Source organism: Gordonia polyisoprenivorans (assembly GCF_017654315.1).
GTDB lineage: Bacteria > Actinomycetota > Actinomycetes > Mycobacteriales > Mycobacteriaceae > Gordonia > Gordonia polyisoprenivorans_A.
This window is the reverse complement of the sequence record NZ_CP072203.1, coordinates 3,236,503-3,250,184: the sequence shown is the minus strand read 5'-3', so window position 1 is coordinate 3,250,184 and position 13,682 is coordinate 3,236,503. Positions and strand designations below refer to the sequence as shown.

Here is a 13,682-nt window from a genome sequence, read left to right as displayed (position 1 = left end):
GGAAGGCAGGTGAACAACCATGAATGAACTCTGGTCGGACATGGGGCCACAACTGTGGCCCGCGTTCAAGGTGACCCTGGAACTCACCTTCTGGTCGGCGCTCGGCGCGCTCATCTGGGGCATCATCCTGGCCGGGATGCGGGTCTCCCCCGTTCCGGTGATGCGCTGGTTCGGCGCCACCTACGTCAACATCGTGCGCAACACGCCGCTGACACTGATCATCATCTTCTGCTCGGTGGGCCTCTATCAAAACCTCGGTCTGGCATTGGCTCCGGACAACAACACCTTCATCGAGAACAACAACTTCCGCCTGGCGGTGCTGGCCTTCATCCTCTACACGGCCACCTTCGTCTGCGAGACACTGCGATCGGGTTTCAACACCGTCCCGATCGGGCAGGCCGAGGCCGCCCGCTCCCTGGGCCTGGGTTTCACGCAGGTCTTCGGGATCATCGTGCTGCCACAAGCGTTGCGCGCGGTGATCGGACCACTGGGCAGCGTGTTGATCGCCCTGACCAAGAACACCACGATCGCCTCGGTGATCGGGGTCGCCGAAGCCTCGCTGCTGATGAAGGAACAGATCGAGGACCACGCCAATGAGATCGTCGCGATCTTCGTGATCATCGCCATCGGCTTCATGATCATCACCCTGATCGAGGGCGCCGTCTTCGGCTACCTCGCCAAGCGACTGGCGGTGAAACGATGAGCGGCGCAACAGTTCTCTACGACGCACCCGGACCGAAGGCACGGATTCGCAATGCGATCATCGCCGCGATCTTCCTCGCGGTGATCGTCGCGGTCGTCGTGTACGTGGTCCTCGTCCTCACCGACAACGATCAGCTGACCGGTGAGAAATGGAATCCCTTCGTCACCGGGACCACCTGGACGACCTACATCCTGCCGGGTCTCTGGGGAACCCTGAAAGCGGCGTTCCTGTCGATCATCTTCGCCATGATCCTCGGTTCGGTGCTCGGCATCGGCCGACTGTCCGATCACCTGTGGGTGCGGACGCTGACCGGCTTGTTCGTCGAAATTTTCCGCGCCATCCCGGTGCTGATCCTGATGATCTTCGCCTACTACCTGTTCGCCGATTACGCGGTGTTCCCCTCCTCGCAGTTGGCGTTCGCGGCGGTCGTCACGGGCCTGACCCTCTACAACGGGTCGGTGATCGCCGAAATCCTGCGTTCGGGCATCAACTCACTGCCCAAGGGACAGACCGAGGCGTCGATGGCGTTGGGACTGCGCAAGTCCCAGATGATGCGCATCGTGCTACTGCCGCAGGCGATCACCGCGATGCTGCCCGCCCTGATCTCGCAGATGGTCATCGCACTGAAGGACTCCGCACTCGGCTACGCCATCGGCTACGTCGAGGTGGTCCGGTCGGGCATCCAGTCGGCGTCGTACTACGGCAACTACCTGCCCGCCCTCGTCGTGGTGGCGGTGGTGATGATCATCATCAACTTCGGACTGTCGTCTCTGGCGACGTTCATCGAGAAGACGTTGCGCCGGGGACGCCGCAGAACCGACGTCCCCCACGGTGAGGACGTGGATCTCGGCGCCATGGAGAACATGCCGAACTTCGGTCCGCGATAACGGCACTCCAGGCCCGTATCGATCAGACGATGTTGCCGATCAGTATGACGTTTCGCCCGGATTCCGGGTGAAACGTCATACTGATCGAGCTGTTTCTCGGCTCGGCGCGATCAATTCACTCCGCCGAGTCCATTCCGGCCGCAGCGTCGAGGTGCTCGCCGACGACGTCGATCGCCAGGGACTGCGGATACCCGCGGCGGACCAGCATGCCCACCAGTCGACGAAAGTGCTTGTCCCGCTCGGTGCGATCGGCCACCTGCTCGAGCACACGCGGAGTCAGTTTCTTGGCGACCAGACGGCCGGCCACGGCACGCTCGTCCTCGGGGTCGATGTCGGCCAACGCATTCTCGATCGTTGCCGCATCCACGCCCTTCGCCTTGAGCTCGTGACGTAGCGCCACGCGTCCGCGTCCCGAGTGGGTGTGGCGTGACCGCACCCACTCGGAGGCGAAGTCCTCATCGTCGAGCATACCCGCGGAATCCAGGCGCCGCATCACATCGGCCACCGTGTCGGCGTCGAAGCCGCGCCGACCCAGCCGCTCCTGCATCTCGCCGCGCGACCGCGCCCGGACTCCCAGCAGTCGCAACGCCACATCCCACGCCGTGGGGCCGGTTGCGCCGCGGGAGTCGGTTGCGCCGCGGGGTTCGGTTGCGCCGGTCAGAATTCCACCGGAGCCGGAGCAACGTCATCGGCGTCGACCACCGCGCCGATGCCCAGCTTCTCCTTGATCTTCTTCTCGATCTCGTCGCGGATGTCGTCGTTCTCGAGCAGGAACTTCCGGGCGTTCTCCTTGCCCTGACCGAGCTGATCGCCCTCGTAGGTGAACCACGAGCCGGACTTGCGGATGAAGCCTTCGGCCACACCCATGTCGATGAGCGAGCCCTCCTTGGAGATGCCGTGTCCGTAGAGGATGTCGAACTCGGCCTGCTTGAACGGCGGTGCCACCTTGTTCTTGACGACCTTGACGCGCGTGCGGTTGCCGACGGCGTCGGTGCCGTCCTTCAGGGTCTCGATGCGACGGACGTCCAGACGCACCGACGAGTAGAACTTGAGTGCCTTACCGCCCGTGGTGGTCTCCGGTGAGCCGAACATCACGCCGATCTTCTCGCGCAGCTGGTTGATGAAGATCGCGGTGGTGTTGGAATTGCTCAACGCCGAGGTCATCTTGCGCAGCGCCTGGCTCATCAGGCGGGCCTGCAGACCGACATGCGAATCGCCCATCTCACCCTCGATCTCGGCCTTGGGCACCAGTGCGGCAACCGAGTCGATGACGAGGATGTCGAGGGCACCGGAGCGGATCAGCATGTCGGCGATCTCCAACGCCTGCTCACCGGTGTCCGGCTGCGACACCAGCAGGGCATCGACGTCCACGCCGAGCTTGGCCGCGTAATCCGGATCGAGCGCGTGCTCGGCGTCGATGAACGCCGCGATACCGCCCTGGGCCTGTGCGTTGGCGACCGCATGCAGGGCGACGGTGGTCTTACCCGACGATTCCGGGCCGTAGATCTCGACGACGCGGCCGCGCGGGAGTCCGCCGATACCCAGCGCGACGTCGAGGGCGATCGAGCCGGTCGGGATCACCTCGATCGGCTGTCGGGTCTCTTCGCCGAGCCGCATGACCGAGCCCTTGCCGAAGTTCTTGTCGATCTGTGCGAGTGCGAGATCGAGCGCCTTCTCACGATCCTGGGGCGCTGCTGCCATGGCTGTCTCCTCGTGTCTGTGCGCCGGGTACTCCGGCGGTCATCGGGTGGGTCGTCGGTATCGGTGTGATTCGTGAAGGACGTTAGCGACGGGGTCCGACAAAACCGTTCACGTCCTCACGAGAGCTTTGGACGCACCCGGTGCCGAGTTGGTTCCACACCCCTACAGAATTGCGTGAACATGTGTTCGATGGCAAGTCCGACACGCGGGTTCCGGGCGACTTCTACCAGCGTGACCACCAGCGCGAGTTCTACCAGCGGTGGCGCGGCACGTCGAAGTCCCGACAGATCGCCACCCATACATCGCGCGGATCGACGCCCGCCTCGATCGCCTGCGCGCCCGTCCGTCCACCGAGTTCGGTGAGCACGTGATCGGACAGGATCGAGTCCGCCGACATCGTGCCGAACTCCTCGGTGATCAACTCGGTGAACTCGGTCAATCGCATCGCGGCACTCCCCCTTTGCCCGTCCGGTACCCACCGCCGTGTCCGAGCGCATCCCCGGCGACCGACCGACGGTACACCTCGCACGCCACGCGCACCGGGTCCACCACGTCCGACGCCGATGCGGCAGCCGATGCCGCAGCGCGCGCATACCCCGAATCGCCGAGCACCGTGGCGACCGCCTCGGCGATCGCGTGCCCCTCGACCGGCCGCACCAGCATGCCGCTGCCCTGTCGGGCCACCCGGTTGGCCAATTCCCACTGATCACCGCCGCCGGGAACGGTGACCACCGGTACCCCTGCCGACAACGACTTCGCCAGCATCCCGTGACCACCTCCGCATACCACCACATCGGCTCGGGCCACGAGCTGATCTTGCCGTCCCAGTCCGGCGGTCACCGACAGCCCGGGCGCCCCGAACCCCTCGGCCCCTGGTGGGTCGAGCGCCGAGATGACCACGCGCACAGGATCTCTCGATGCCAGTTCGGCCAATCCGGCCAGCGTCTCGGTGAGCATGTCGGCCGCACCGATCACCGCGGTCGACGGCGCCACCACCACCACGGGGCCGGCGCCCGGCGGCGGTTCGACGATCACGTCGGTGGGCTCCCACAGCAGTGGTCCGACGAGGTGCGCCCGCGTCGGCCAGTCCGGTCGGGGGACCTCGAGCGCGGGCAGGGTCGCGATCAGTCGGGGAAGGCCGGCAGGAGACTCCGCCAAACCGATCCCCCGCCGTGCGATCGCACGCTGACGCTCACCGGCACGGACGGAGACATTGCTCGCCGTGCGCAGCGCGATGTCGCGGAGTCGACCACCGACCCCGTCACCCGGGCTCAGCCCGGCGCCGATGGGCGGCAATCCCCGCGACGGCAGGTAGAGCGGATGCGGCGACAACTCGATCGCGGGGATTCCGCACAGCTCCGCCGCCCACAGCCCGCCGACGGTGATGACATCGGAGATCACCAGATCGGTTCCCCGGGCGGCGAGCACCGGTGCAAGCGCAACGGCCATGCGGGCGGCGCGCGCACCGAGCTTGGCGCCGGCATCGGAATCGTCGTCGGTGGCCCGAGCACGCAGGCCGGGTAACTCCGCGACGTCGAGTCCGCGCGAGCGCGCCACCTCGTGCCACACGGCGCCGGTCCAGACCGTAGCCGAGATATCTTGCGCTGCAAGCTTTTCCGCCAACGCAAACGCCGGGAACGCGTGTCCGGCGTCCGGACCGGCGACAATGGCGACCTTCCGGGGGGCCACCGGAGACGACGTCGGCGGCAACGGTGAGGTCAGTTGCCCGTCTGCGGCGGCTCGGTGGTAGGCTTCGTCAGTCCCGGAGCCGGCTGCGCCGCCGGGGAGGCCGCTCCCCCGGTCGGCAGCGAGCCGCCGGACATGCTGGCACGAATCTGTTCGAGACGCGCATGCCCGGCCATCTGCACGCCGGCCTGCTCGACCTCGGCCATCCGGCCCTGCACCGAATTCTTCGCCAGTTCGGCGGAACCGAGCGCGTTGGCGTAGCGTCGCTCGATCTTCTCGCGCACCTGGTCGAGGCTCGGGGTGTTGCCCGGCACCGAGAGCTCACTCATCTGATTGAGAGAGGCGCTGACCTGCTCCTGCATCTTGGCCTGCTCGAGCTGGCTGAGCAGCTTGGAGCGTTCGGCGAGCTTCTGCTGCAAGATCATCGCATTGCGTTCGACCGCCTGCTTGGCCTGCTGCGCGGCCTGCAGGGATTGATCGTGCAGCGATTTCAGGTCCTCGACGCCCTGTTCGGCGGTGACGAGCTGAGCAGCGAAGGCCTCAGCCGCGTTGGTGTACTCCTGCGCCTTCTGCGCATCGCCTGCGGCATTGGCCTGATCGGCCAAGGTCAGCGCCTGACGGGTGTTGGCCTGCAGCCGCTCGACCTCTTCGAGTTGACGATTGAGCTTCATCTCGAGCTGACGCTGGTTGCCGATCACCGACGCCGCCTGCTGCGAGAGCGCCTGATGCTGGCGCTGCGCATCCTCGATCGCCTGCTGGATCTGGATCTTCGGGTCGGCATTCTCGTCGATCTTCGCGTTGCCGAGTGCCATCAGATAGCGCCACATCTTCACGAACGGGTTCGCCATGCTTCTCGTCAGCTCCATTCAGAACGGTTTCGCGTCGGTCTGCACACCAATCTAGCGTCTCGGTCGGCGGTGCGATGCAGTCCGGCATTCAGTTGGGGGATTACCCCGGGGATACCCGGATCTCGCGGATCGCGCACACCTCACGTCGCCCGGCCACCCGGACATCGAGGGATCCACCGACATCTCACACCCGCATCGACAGTCCCGAACGCATACGCGACCGAGACGCCGGATTTCGGGGCGACAAGCGGCGCCGCCGAACGGGTGTCGTCGAACGAGGCGACGTCAGGCTGCCGCCAGCGCGGTCGCGTGTGTATGCACCTCCGGTGCCGCGATGACCACCTTGGACGCGATGGCCGCCTCACGGTCGGCACCGTCGGCCGCCTGAGCCGACGCCGTGGCATGGTCCGGACGCATGGCGGTGCCGACGTCGAGGAGCAGATCGGCGATCTCCACCTCGAGAGCGTCGCAGATGGCGGCCAGAAGTTCGCTGGATGCCTCTTTCTGACCCCGCTCGACCTCGGACAGGTAACCCAGACTCACCCGCGCATCGGTGGACACCTCACGCAGCGTCCGGCCCTGCTGGGTGCGAACGCGACGCAGGCTGTCGCCGAGCGCCTCTCGCAAAAGCATTGCCATCGGGCTTCCTCCCTGTCTGTCTCGCACATCCGAACACCGCCACCGGTGGCGATGAACCACCCGTGCTGGGCCCCACATCGTGTTGGCGAACCACCACCGTGCTGTTCAACGACCGACGGGGGTGTGTCGTTCCCGAAGGTCACGCGCGGGCAACCGTTGAGCGCGCGTGTGGACGACAGTAGTCGAATTCCGTGACCGTCGCCGCGTCTCCCGCGGCGAGCCGACACGTGTCTCCGGCGCGAGCCGACACGTGAGTACCCGGCCTGGGCCCGCCTTATCCGCCGGACGATGCCTGATCCGACAGCCGATTCTGATGCGCGGGCCGGTGTCGTCTCCGCGGGTCAGTGTCGTTCGGGGCCCGACCCGGTGATCGGGGCGCCCTGGTGCGGTGCGGCCCCGCGGGCCCGATGGCGCGCGGAACGGCGCAGGCGCAGCGCCTGCCACACGTAATCGAATCCGGTGGCCACCGTGATGACGACCGCCACCCACATGATGATGACCGCCAGCAGATGAAACGCCCCACTCAGCGGAAAGAGCAGCAATCCGATACCGATGGCCTGCAACAACGTCTTGAGCTTGCCGCCCCGGCTGGCGGGGATGACCCCGTGTCGCAGTACCCAGAACCGCAGCGCGGTGACGCCGAGTTCGCGGACCAGGATGATCGCGGTGATCCACCACGACAGATCCCCGAGTAGCGACAGTCCGATCAGTGCCGAACCGATCAGCGCCTTGTCGGCGATGGGATCGGCGAGTTTGCCGAAGTCGGTGACCAGGTTGCGTCCACGGGCCAGGCGGCCGTCGATGTGGTCGGTGATCGCGGCGACGCAGAAGATCACCGCGGCGCCGACACGCCACCAGGTCTGGTGTCCACCATCGATGAACAGCACCACCAGGAATACCGGTACCAGGACGATCCGGAAGACGGTCAGCGCATTGGCGATGTTGACGACCGGCACCGGGTCGACGGGATCGGTGATGTGATCGGGTCCCCGCCCGACGTCGGCGAGACCGCGTTCGTTGACCGCCCGGCGCATCCGATCGGTCATGAGACCGCATCCCGGGCGCCGGCTCCTGTACTCGGCGCCGGACGCGTGTCGTTCATTCGCACGATCACCAGGGTATCGACCGAGGCGTGCTCGGCGACCGGCGGATCCGGGCGTGGACCGGCCACCCGTCACCGGTGCCCCGTCGCGGCTCCGGTCGAGAGCCTGCCTCCCGGTGACGCGCATGTCAGCCTGGGGGCAAGATGAATGCATGAACTCCCGTGGCGAGGTCGTCGTCCGTCGTGCCCGGACCTCCGACGTTCCGCGCATCAAGGAACTCATCGACCAGTACGCCGGGCGAATCCTGTTGGAGAAGAACCTCGTCACGCTCTACGAGGCCGTGCAGGAGTTCTGGGTGGCCGAACTCGACGGGCTTGTCGTGGGTTGTGGTGCACTGCACGTACTCTGGGCCGACCTCGGTGAGGTCCGTACCGTCGCCGTCGATCAGCAGTGCTCCGGGCGGGGTATCGGCCACCGGCTCGTCGCACGACTACTCGACGTGGCGCGGGAGTTGCAACTCGCACGCGTCTTCGTGCTCACCTTCGAGACCGAGTTCTTCGGCCGACACGGGTTCCGGGAGATCGAGGGCACGCCGGTCACCCGAGAGGTGTTCGAGGAGATGTGCCGCTCCTACGACACCGGTGTCGCGGAGTTCCTCGACCTGAGCTACGTCAAGCCGAATACGCTGGGCAACACCAGGATGCTGGTCCACCTTGATGCGCCGGCCGCCGAACAATAGACATGATGAGCCGAAACCCCAACGTGTCGAACGATATTCACCAGAGCGAGGAGATTCTTTCGTGACCATTTATGCGGTGCATTACGGCTACGAGCCGGCCAAGGGGGCCACCCGCGACGCCCATCGTGCCGTCCATCGTCAATGGCTGTCGGAGGAGCACCAGGCCGGCAACGTGCTCCTCAGCGGTCCATACCCCGACGGCTCCGGAGCATTGATCTTGATCCGGGTCGACGGCGACATCGACGCTGCCGAGGCATTCATGGCCAACGACCCGTTCAACGCACACCAGGCCGTCGACTCGGTGCGCATCGTCGAGTTCACCCAGGTGTACGGACCGTTCGACGACTGACCTCGCCACGACCGCGGGGCAGGATCGCCGGCGCCGTGACCGCGATCGGCGTGACGCTCACCGGTTGCACCCTGACACTCACGCCGGACGCCGGTCTCCCCGACGCCCCACCGCAGGTACGGCGGGGATTCCTTCACACGTCGCAATGAGGCGGAAGGCGGTGCGGACCGATTCCGGTCCGCACCGCACCGACCTCATCACGTCGGCGGAACCGCCTTCTGTCGTCGCGAACTCACCAGGCTCGCGACCGTCGTGATCACCAGGGTGCCGACGATGATGCCCAGCGAGAGCGGGGTGGAGATCTCCGGGACCGACAGGTGCTCGCCGCCGTTGATGAACGGCAGGGTGTTCTCGTGCAACGCGTGCAGCACCAGCTTGACGCCGATGAAGGCCAGGATGAACGACAGGCCGAAGGACAGGTACACCAGGCGGTCGAGCAGGCCACCGAGCAGGAAGTACAGCTGACGCAGACCCATCAGCGCGAACGCATTGGCGGTGAACACCAGGTAGGGCTGCTGGGTCAGTCCGTAGATCGCCGGGATGGAGTCGAGGGCGAAGAGGATGTCGGTGAAGCCGATGACGATGAGCACCAACAACATCGGGGTGGCCATCCGTTTGCCGGAGATCCGGGTGAACAGGCGGTCACCGTCATAGGTGTCCGTGGTGCGCAGAACCCGCTTGACGAATCGTTCCAGACGCGATTCGCGCTGCTCCTCGTGCTCGACCGGATCGTCACTCTCGCGCAGCAGCTTGATCGCGGTGAAGATCAGGAACGCACCGAACAGGTAGAACACCCAGCTGTACGCGTTGATCGCGGCAGCGCCGACGGCGATGAACAGACCACGCAGCACCAACGCCATGACGATGCCGAGCAGCAGCACCTTCTGCTGGTATTCCTTGGGCACGGCGAACTTCGACATGATGATGACGAAGACGAAGAGGTTGTCGACCGAGAGTGCCTTCTCGGTGACGTACCCGGCGAAATATTCACCGCCGTACGTCGATCCCCATTTCCACCACACGAATCCGCCGAAGATGACGGCGATCGTGATGTAGATGGCCGACCACATGCCCGATTCCTTGAGGGAGGGAGCGTGCGGTACCCGGACGTGGGCGAAGAAATCGAAGATGAACAGACCCAGGATCACCAAACACGTGATGATCCACATCGTGGTCGAGACTTGCATGAGCGATCTACCTCCAGCGCGCAGCACAAAGATGGTTGCGATGCCAGAGGTCTCTCCCGCCGTTGGACGACCGGGGATCCGGGCCTCGGTCCGAAGGTGATCGGCACCTTCGGGCTCCGCGACCGTATTGACGGACCCGCCGCGAGATGGGGATACTCCCCTCTTCGATCTGCGACCACCCTACACGATGTCCGATTCGACCGGTTCGCCTGACGACGCGACCTACGATGGCGGCCATGGCACGTCACCGGTCCCGCGCGGCCACCGTGGACGACATCCACGCCGCAGCCCGGTCGATGCCGTATGTCACCGACGCGAACGGCGATCCCGATCGCCCGGTCTATCAGGTCGGCGGCAAGAGTTTCGTGTTCTTCCGCACCCCGCGCCCGGACGCGGTCGACGAGGCCGGACACCGTTACGACGACGTCGTGGTGCTGTGGGTGCCCTCGGAAGCCGACAAACAGGCGCTCGTCCAGGACCCGAGGTCACCGTTCTTCACGACCACGCACTTCGACGGTCACCCATCGGTGCTGCTTCGGACGTCGAGGATCGGTGAGATCTCGGTCGACGAATTGACCGAGATCGTCACCGATGCCTGGCTGTCTCGGGCCTCGGCGCGACGCGCACGCGACTGGCTCGCCGCGCACGGCGACACCTGAGACCGCGACTGCCGAGACCGGCATGCCCGGTCTACTCGGCCTCGGTGTCGCCGTCCTGCTCCCCGCCGCCGTTGATCGATGCGATCACGCCGGCCAGATCCTCCGGCTTCACCAGCACCTCGCGGGCCTTGGACCCCTCGCTCGGTCCGACGACCCCTCGGGTCTCCATCAGATCCATGAGTCGTCCGGCCTTGGCGAAACCGACACGCAACTTGCGCTGGAGCATCGACGTCGAGCCGAACTGGCTGCTGACGACCAACTCGATCGCCTGGAGCAGATCGTCGAGATCGTTGCCGATGTCGGAGTCGATGTCCTTCTTGCCGCCGGCCTTGGCTGCGGTGACGCCCTCGGTGTATTCGGGCTCGGCCTGCTCCTTGGCGTAGTCGACGACGGCACTGATCTCCTCGTCGGTGATGAACGCGCCCTGCATGCGGATCGGTTTGTTCGCCCCCATCGGCAGGAACAGCCCGTCGCCCATGCCGATGAGCTTTTCCGCGCCCGGTTGGTCGAGGATGACACGTGAGTCGGTCAGCGACGACGTCGCGAACGCCAGACGCGAGGGCACGTTGGTCTTGATCAGGCCGGTCACCACGTCCACCGACGGCCGCTGGGTGGCCAGCACCAGATGAATGCCCGCGGCGCGGGCCTTCTGGGTGATACGCACGATCGCGTCCTCGACATCGCGCGGGGCGGTCATCATCAGGTCGGCGAGCTCGTCGACGATCGCCACGATGTAGGGATACGGCTTGTACACGCGCTCGGACCCGAGTGGCGTGGTGATCTCACCGGAACGCACCTTCGCGTTGAAGTCATCGATGTGACGCACCCGGGACGCCTTCATGTCCTGGTAGCGCTGCTCCATCTCCTCCACCAGCCATGCCAACGCGGCTGCGGCCTTCTTCGGTTGGGTGATGATCGGCGTGATCAGATGCGGGATGCCCTCGTACGGGGTCAGCTCGACCATCTTCGGGTCGATGAGGATCATCCGTACCTGTTCGGGTGTGGCCCGGGTGAGCAGCGACACCAGCATCGAGTTCACGAAGCTCGATTTACCCGACCCGGTCGAGCCGGCGACCAGCAGGTGCGGCATCTTCGCCAGATTCGCGCTGACGAAGTCACCCTCGATGTCCTTGCCGAGGCCGATGACCAGCGGGTGACCGTCCTTGCGGGTCGACGGCGCGGTGAGGACGTCGGCGAGACGCACCATCTCCCGGTCGGAGTTGGGTACCTCGATACCGACCGCCGATTTACCCGGGATCGGCGCGAGAAGCCGCACGTTGTCGGTGGCCACCGCATACGCGATGTTGCGTTGCAAGGCGGTGATCTTCTCGACCTTGACCCCCGGGCCGAGTTCGACCTCGTACCGGGTGACCGTCGGCCCACGGGTGTAACCGGTGACCGCGGCGTCGATCTTGAACTGCTCCAGAACACCGGTGACACGATCGATCATGTCCTCGTTCGAGCTGCTCCCCTGCTTGGGCGGATCGCCCTCGATCAGCAGGGCGGTCGGCGGCAGCCGATAGTCGCCGTCGGCGGGCTCGACGGTGAACGGCTCATCCGCGTCGTCGTCGACGGGGGTCGGCGCTGGAGCAGCCGGAGCCGCGGCGGGCGGCGTGGCGCGCGCGGGCTTGGTGGTCTCCGAGGTCGCCCGAGCGGCGGGTCGGCTGCGCGTCCGGCGCGGCGCCGGTGGCTCGGCGAGCGGTTCGGTGACCTCGTCGACGAACGGATCCGTGGTGGCATCGTCGCCGAATCGCTCCGTCGTCGCCGACGCGAGCACGTCGCCGGCACTGACCGGTGCCGGACGACGGGATCGTCGGGAACGCCGCGGACTCTCGGCGGCCGGGTCTGGCGGGTAATTGTCGTAGGGATCGGGCGAGTACCCCGGGTCGCCTGCGGGACGACCGCGTCGAGCGGACGACACACCGAACCGATCGTCGGATCCGAAGTCGTCGCGGTCATGGGCGTCGGGATCATGGGGATGGGGTTCGTCGGTATCCCACGGAAGTTCGTCGTCGTCGGTGTCCCAGTCGTCGACACCTGCGGTCAGTCCGAGATAGGTGCGCACTGCGTCGAGCACGTCACGCACCGTCCGACCGCTGATGACCAGAACACCAAAGGCCATGCACAACAACAGGATCGGCACCGACACCCATGCCGTCGCACCGGCGGTCAGCGGCGCGCCGACGGCAAACCCGAGGAACCCGCCGGCACCAGAGCGGCCATCGAGATCCGTCGGCGACCCCGCCATCAGATGGATGAGTCCCAGCAGCGGCAGCACAATGAGCAGCGCGGCACCGATGTAGCGGCCCCGACGCACCGGGTTCGGCGGGCGTCGCATCAGGACGATCGCCGCACCGACCAGCGCAACCGGGATCACGACCGCCAGGGAGCCGACGATCGCACGCATCAGCGCATTGATGAAGGCCCCGGCGGGACCGGCTGCGCCGAACCACACTCCGGCCGCGATGAGCACGGCGAGTGCCAACAACCCGAGGGCCACACCGTCGCGCCGGTGCGTGTGGCCGACACCGTCGCGGGTGGTCGATGCTCGGTCGCGATGTGCGCGCCGGTCGACTGCGCGTCGCCCGCCACGCGGGCCGGCGTCGAGGTCGGGGTCGTCGTACTCTGCGGCTGCGTCGTCGTCATGGGCGTCGTCGTAGAGGTCGTCGGGAAAGTCACCGTCGTGGAAGTCACCGTCGTGGAAGTCATCGTCGTAGAAGTCGTCGCTGCCGGCATCCCGGCTCGACGGTCCCCGCCGTCCCGAGCCCGCACGCGCGACGCCGCCGACTCCGCGTGCCAGGAGTCCCCAACCGGCGCCGACGCCCTTGCCGATGCCCTTGCCCACGGCACCCACCGCACCTGCACCCGGACTGCGCCGGGAGATGTCTGCCGACGCGGCCGCACTCGACCGCGATGCCCCGCGGGATGTGCCCGACGTGCGGGTCTTGCTCGCGGTGGCGCTGCGCGTACCCGACCCGGATGACCGTGAGCTCGCCGAACTGGACTTCCCCGAACTCGACTTCCCCGACTTCGGCGACGCCGCCTTGGCACTCGCGTTCTTCGACCGGGATGCTGACGTCGACGTGCGTGAGCGCGTCCCCGAGGACCGTGATGTCCCCGACCGCGTGGACGAGGACCCCCCCGACGCACGGGATGCGGACGTGCGCGTGCCAGTGCTCGCTCTCGAAGCCATGCCGACAGACTAGTCGGCAATGATCACCTCAGTCACACGGGCAACACC

Annotated in this window: 15 protein-coding genes; 6 read left to right on the top strand and 9 right to left on the bottom strand. The window is 66.3% G+C overall.

The features are described from left to right. Positions 1-19 precede the first annotated feature (19 nt). Both J6U32_RS14690 and J6U32_RS14685 read left to right on the top strand, forming a co-directional pair. Positions 20-703, top strand: coding sequence for an amino acid ABC transporter permease (locus tag J6U32_RS14690; RefSeq protein WP_208790997.1), 684 nt, complete (start codon positions 20-22; stop codon positions 701-703). Continuing rightward, positions 700-1,590, top strand: coding sequence for an amino acid ABC transporter permease (locus tag J6U32_RS14685; protein ID WP_208790996.1), 891 nt, complete (start codon positions 700-702; stop codon positions 1,588-1,590). The genes J6U32_RS14690 and J6U32_RS14685 overlap by 4 nt, the downstream gene beginning before the upstream one ends. Before the next feature lie 115 nt (positions 1,591-1,705). On the opposite strand, the gene J6U32_RS14680 is transcribed toward J6U32_RS14685, so the two are convergent. The 7 genes from J6U32_RS14680 to pgsA form a co-directional block, all read right to left on the bottom strand. Next, on the bottom strand, positions 1,706-2,254 hold the full coding sequence (locus J6U32_RS14680; protein ID WP_244332961.1) for a regulatory protein RecX: 549 nt from the start codon (positions 2,252-2,254) through the stop codon (positions 1,706-1,708). Further along, the gene (recA, locus tag J6U32_RS14675; protein ID WP_123925014.1) at positions 2,248-3,291 is read right to left on the bottom strand and encodes a recombinase RecA; all 1,044 of its coding nucleotides are present in this window, start codon (positions 3,289-3,291) and stop codon (positions 2,248-2,250) included. The genes J6U32_RS14680 and recA overlap by 7 nt, the downstream gene beginning before the upstream one ends. Before the next feature lie 250 nt (positions 3,292-3,541). Further along, entirely contained in the window at positions 3,542-3,736 is a 195-nt protein-coding gene (locus J6U32_RS14670) for a DUF3046 domain-containing protein (protein WP_006371417.1), read from the bottom strand. Then, positions 3,727-4,980, bottom strand: a complete 1,254-nt coding sequence (locus tag J6U32_RS14665; RefSeq protein WP_244331977.1) for a glycosyltransferase — start codon at positions 4,978-4,980, stop codon at positions 3,727-3,729. Before J6U32_RS14665 ends, J6U32_RS14670 begins: the two co-directional genes overlap by 10 nt. 29 nt (positions 4,981-5,009) lie before the next feature. Further along, on the bottom strand, positions 5,010-5,825 hold the full coding sequence (locus tag J6U32_RS14660) for a PspA/IM30 family protein (protein WP_006371415.1): 816 nt from the start codon (positions 5,823-5,825) through the stop codon (positions 5,010-5,012). 285 nt (positions 5,826-6,110) lie between these two features. Next, the gene (locus tag J6U32_RS14655) at positions 6,111-6,464 is read right to left on the bottom strand and encodes a helix-turn-helix domain-containing protein (RefSeq protein ID WP_208790993.1); all 354 of its coding nucleotides are present in this window, start codon (positions 6,462-6,464) and stop codon (positions 6,111-6,113) included. Between the two features lie 341 nt (positions 6,465-6,805). After that, positions 6,806-7,510 carry a CDP-diacylglycerol--glycerol-3-phosphate 3-phosphatidyltransferase gene (gene pgsA / locus J6U32_RS14650; protein ID WP_208790992.1) on the bottom strand — a complete coding sequence of 235 codons (705 nt, stop codon included), beginning with the start codon at positions 7,508-7,510 and terminating at the stop codon, positions 6,806-6,808. A gap of 208 nt (positions 7,511-7,718) precedes the next feature. On the opposite strand from pgsA, the gene J6U32_RS14645 reads away from it, so the two are divergent. Both J6U32_RS14645 and J6U32_RS14640 read left to right on the top strand, forming a co-directional pair. Then, positions 7,719-8,246, top strand: a complete 528-nt coding sequence (locus tag J6U32_RS14645; RefSeq protein WP_208790991.1) for an amino-acid N-acetyltransferase — start codon at positions 7,719-7,721, stop codon at positions 8,244-8,246. Between the two features lie 61 nt (positions 8,247-8,307). Continuing rightward, positions 8,308-8,595 carry a YciI family protein gene (locus J6U32_RS14640; RefSeq protein ID WP_208790990.1) on the top strand — a complete coding sequence of 96 codons (288 nt, stop codon included), beginning with the start codon at positions 8,308-8,310 and terminating at the stop codon, positions 8,593-8,595. 197 nt (positions 8,596-8,792) lie between these two features. On the opposite strand, the gene J6U32_RS14635 is transcribed toward J6U32_RS14640, so the two are convergent. After that, on the bottom strand, positions 8,793-9,782 hold the full coding sequence (locus J6U32_RS14635) for a TerC family protein (RefSeq protein ID WP_208790989.1): 990 nt from the start codon (positions 9,780-9,782) through the stop codon (positions 8,793-8,795). Between the two features lie 227 nt (positions 9,783-10,009). On the opposite strand from J6U32_RS14635, the gene J6U32_RS14630 reads away from it, so the two are divergent. Beyond that, complete coding sequence (locus tag J6U32_RS14630) at positions 10,010-10,441, top strand: MmcQ/YjbR family DNA-binding protein (RefSeq protein WP_208790988.1); 432 nt, start codon at positions 10,010-10,012, stop codon at positions 10,439-10,441. A 31-nt stretch (positions 10,442-10,472) separates the two neighbouring features. Here the strand turns inward: J6U32_RS14630 and J6U32_RS14625 are convergent, their stop codons facing one another. Then, complete coding sequence (locus J6U32_RS14625; RefSeq protein ID WP_208790987.1) at positions 10,473-13,295, bottom strand: FtsK/SpoIIIE family DNA translocase; 2,823 nt, start codon at positions 13,293-13,295, stop codon at positions 10,473-10,475. Here J6U32_RS14625 and J6U32_RS14620 point away from each other — a divergent pair. Then, positions 13,273-13,647, top strand: a complete 375-nt coding sequence (locus J6U32_RS14620) for a hypothetical protein (RefSeq protein ID WP_244331975.1) — start codon at positions 13,273-13,275, stop codon at positions 13,645-13,647. The two genes, J6U32_RS14625 and J6U32_RS14620, sit on opposite strands and share 23 nt — an antisense overlap. Positions 13,648-13,682: the final 35 nt, after the last annotated feature.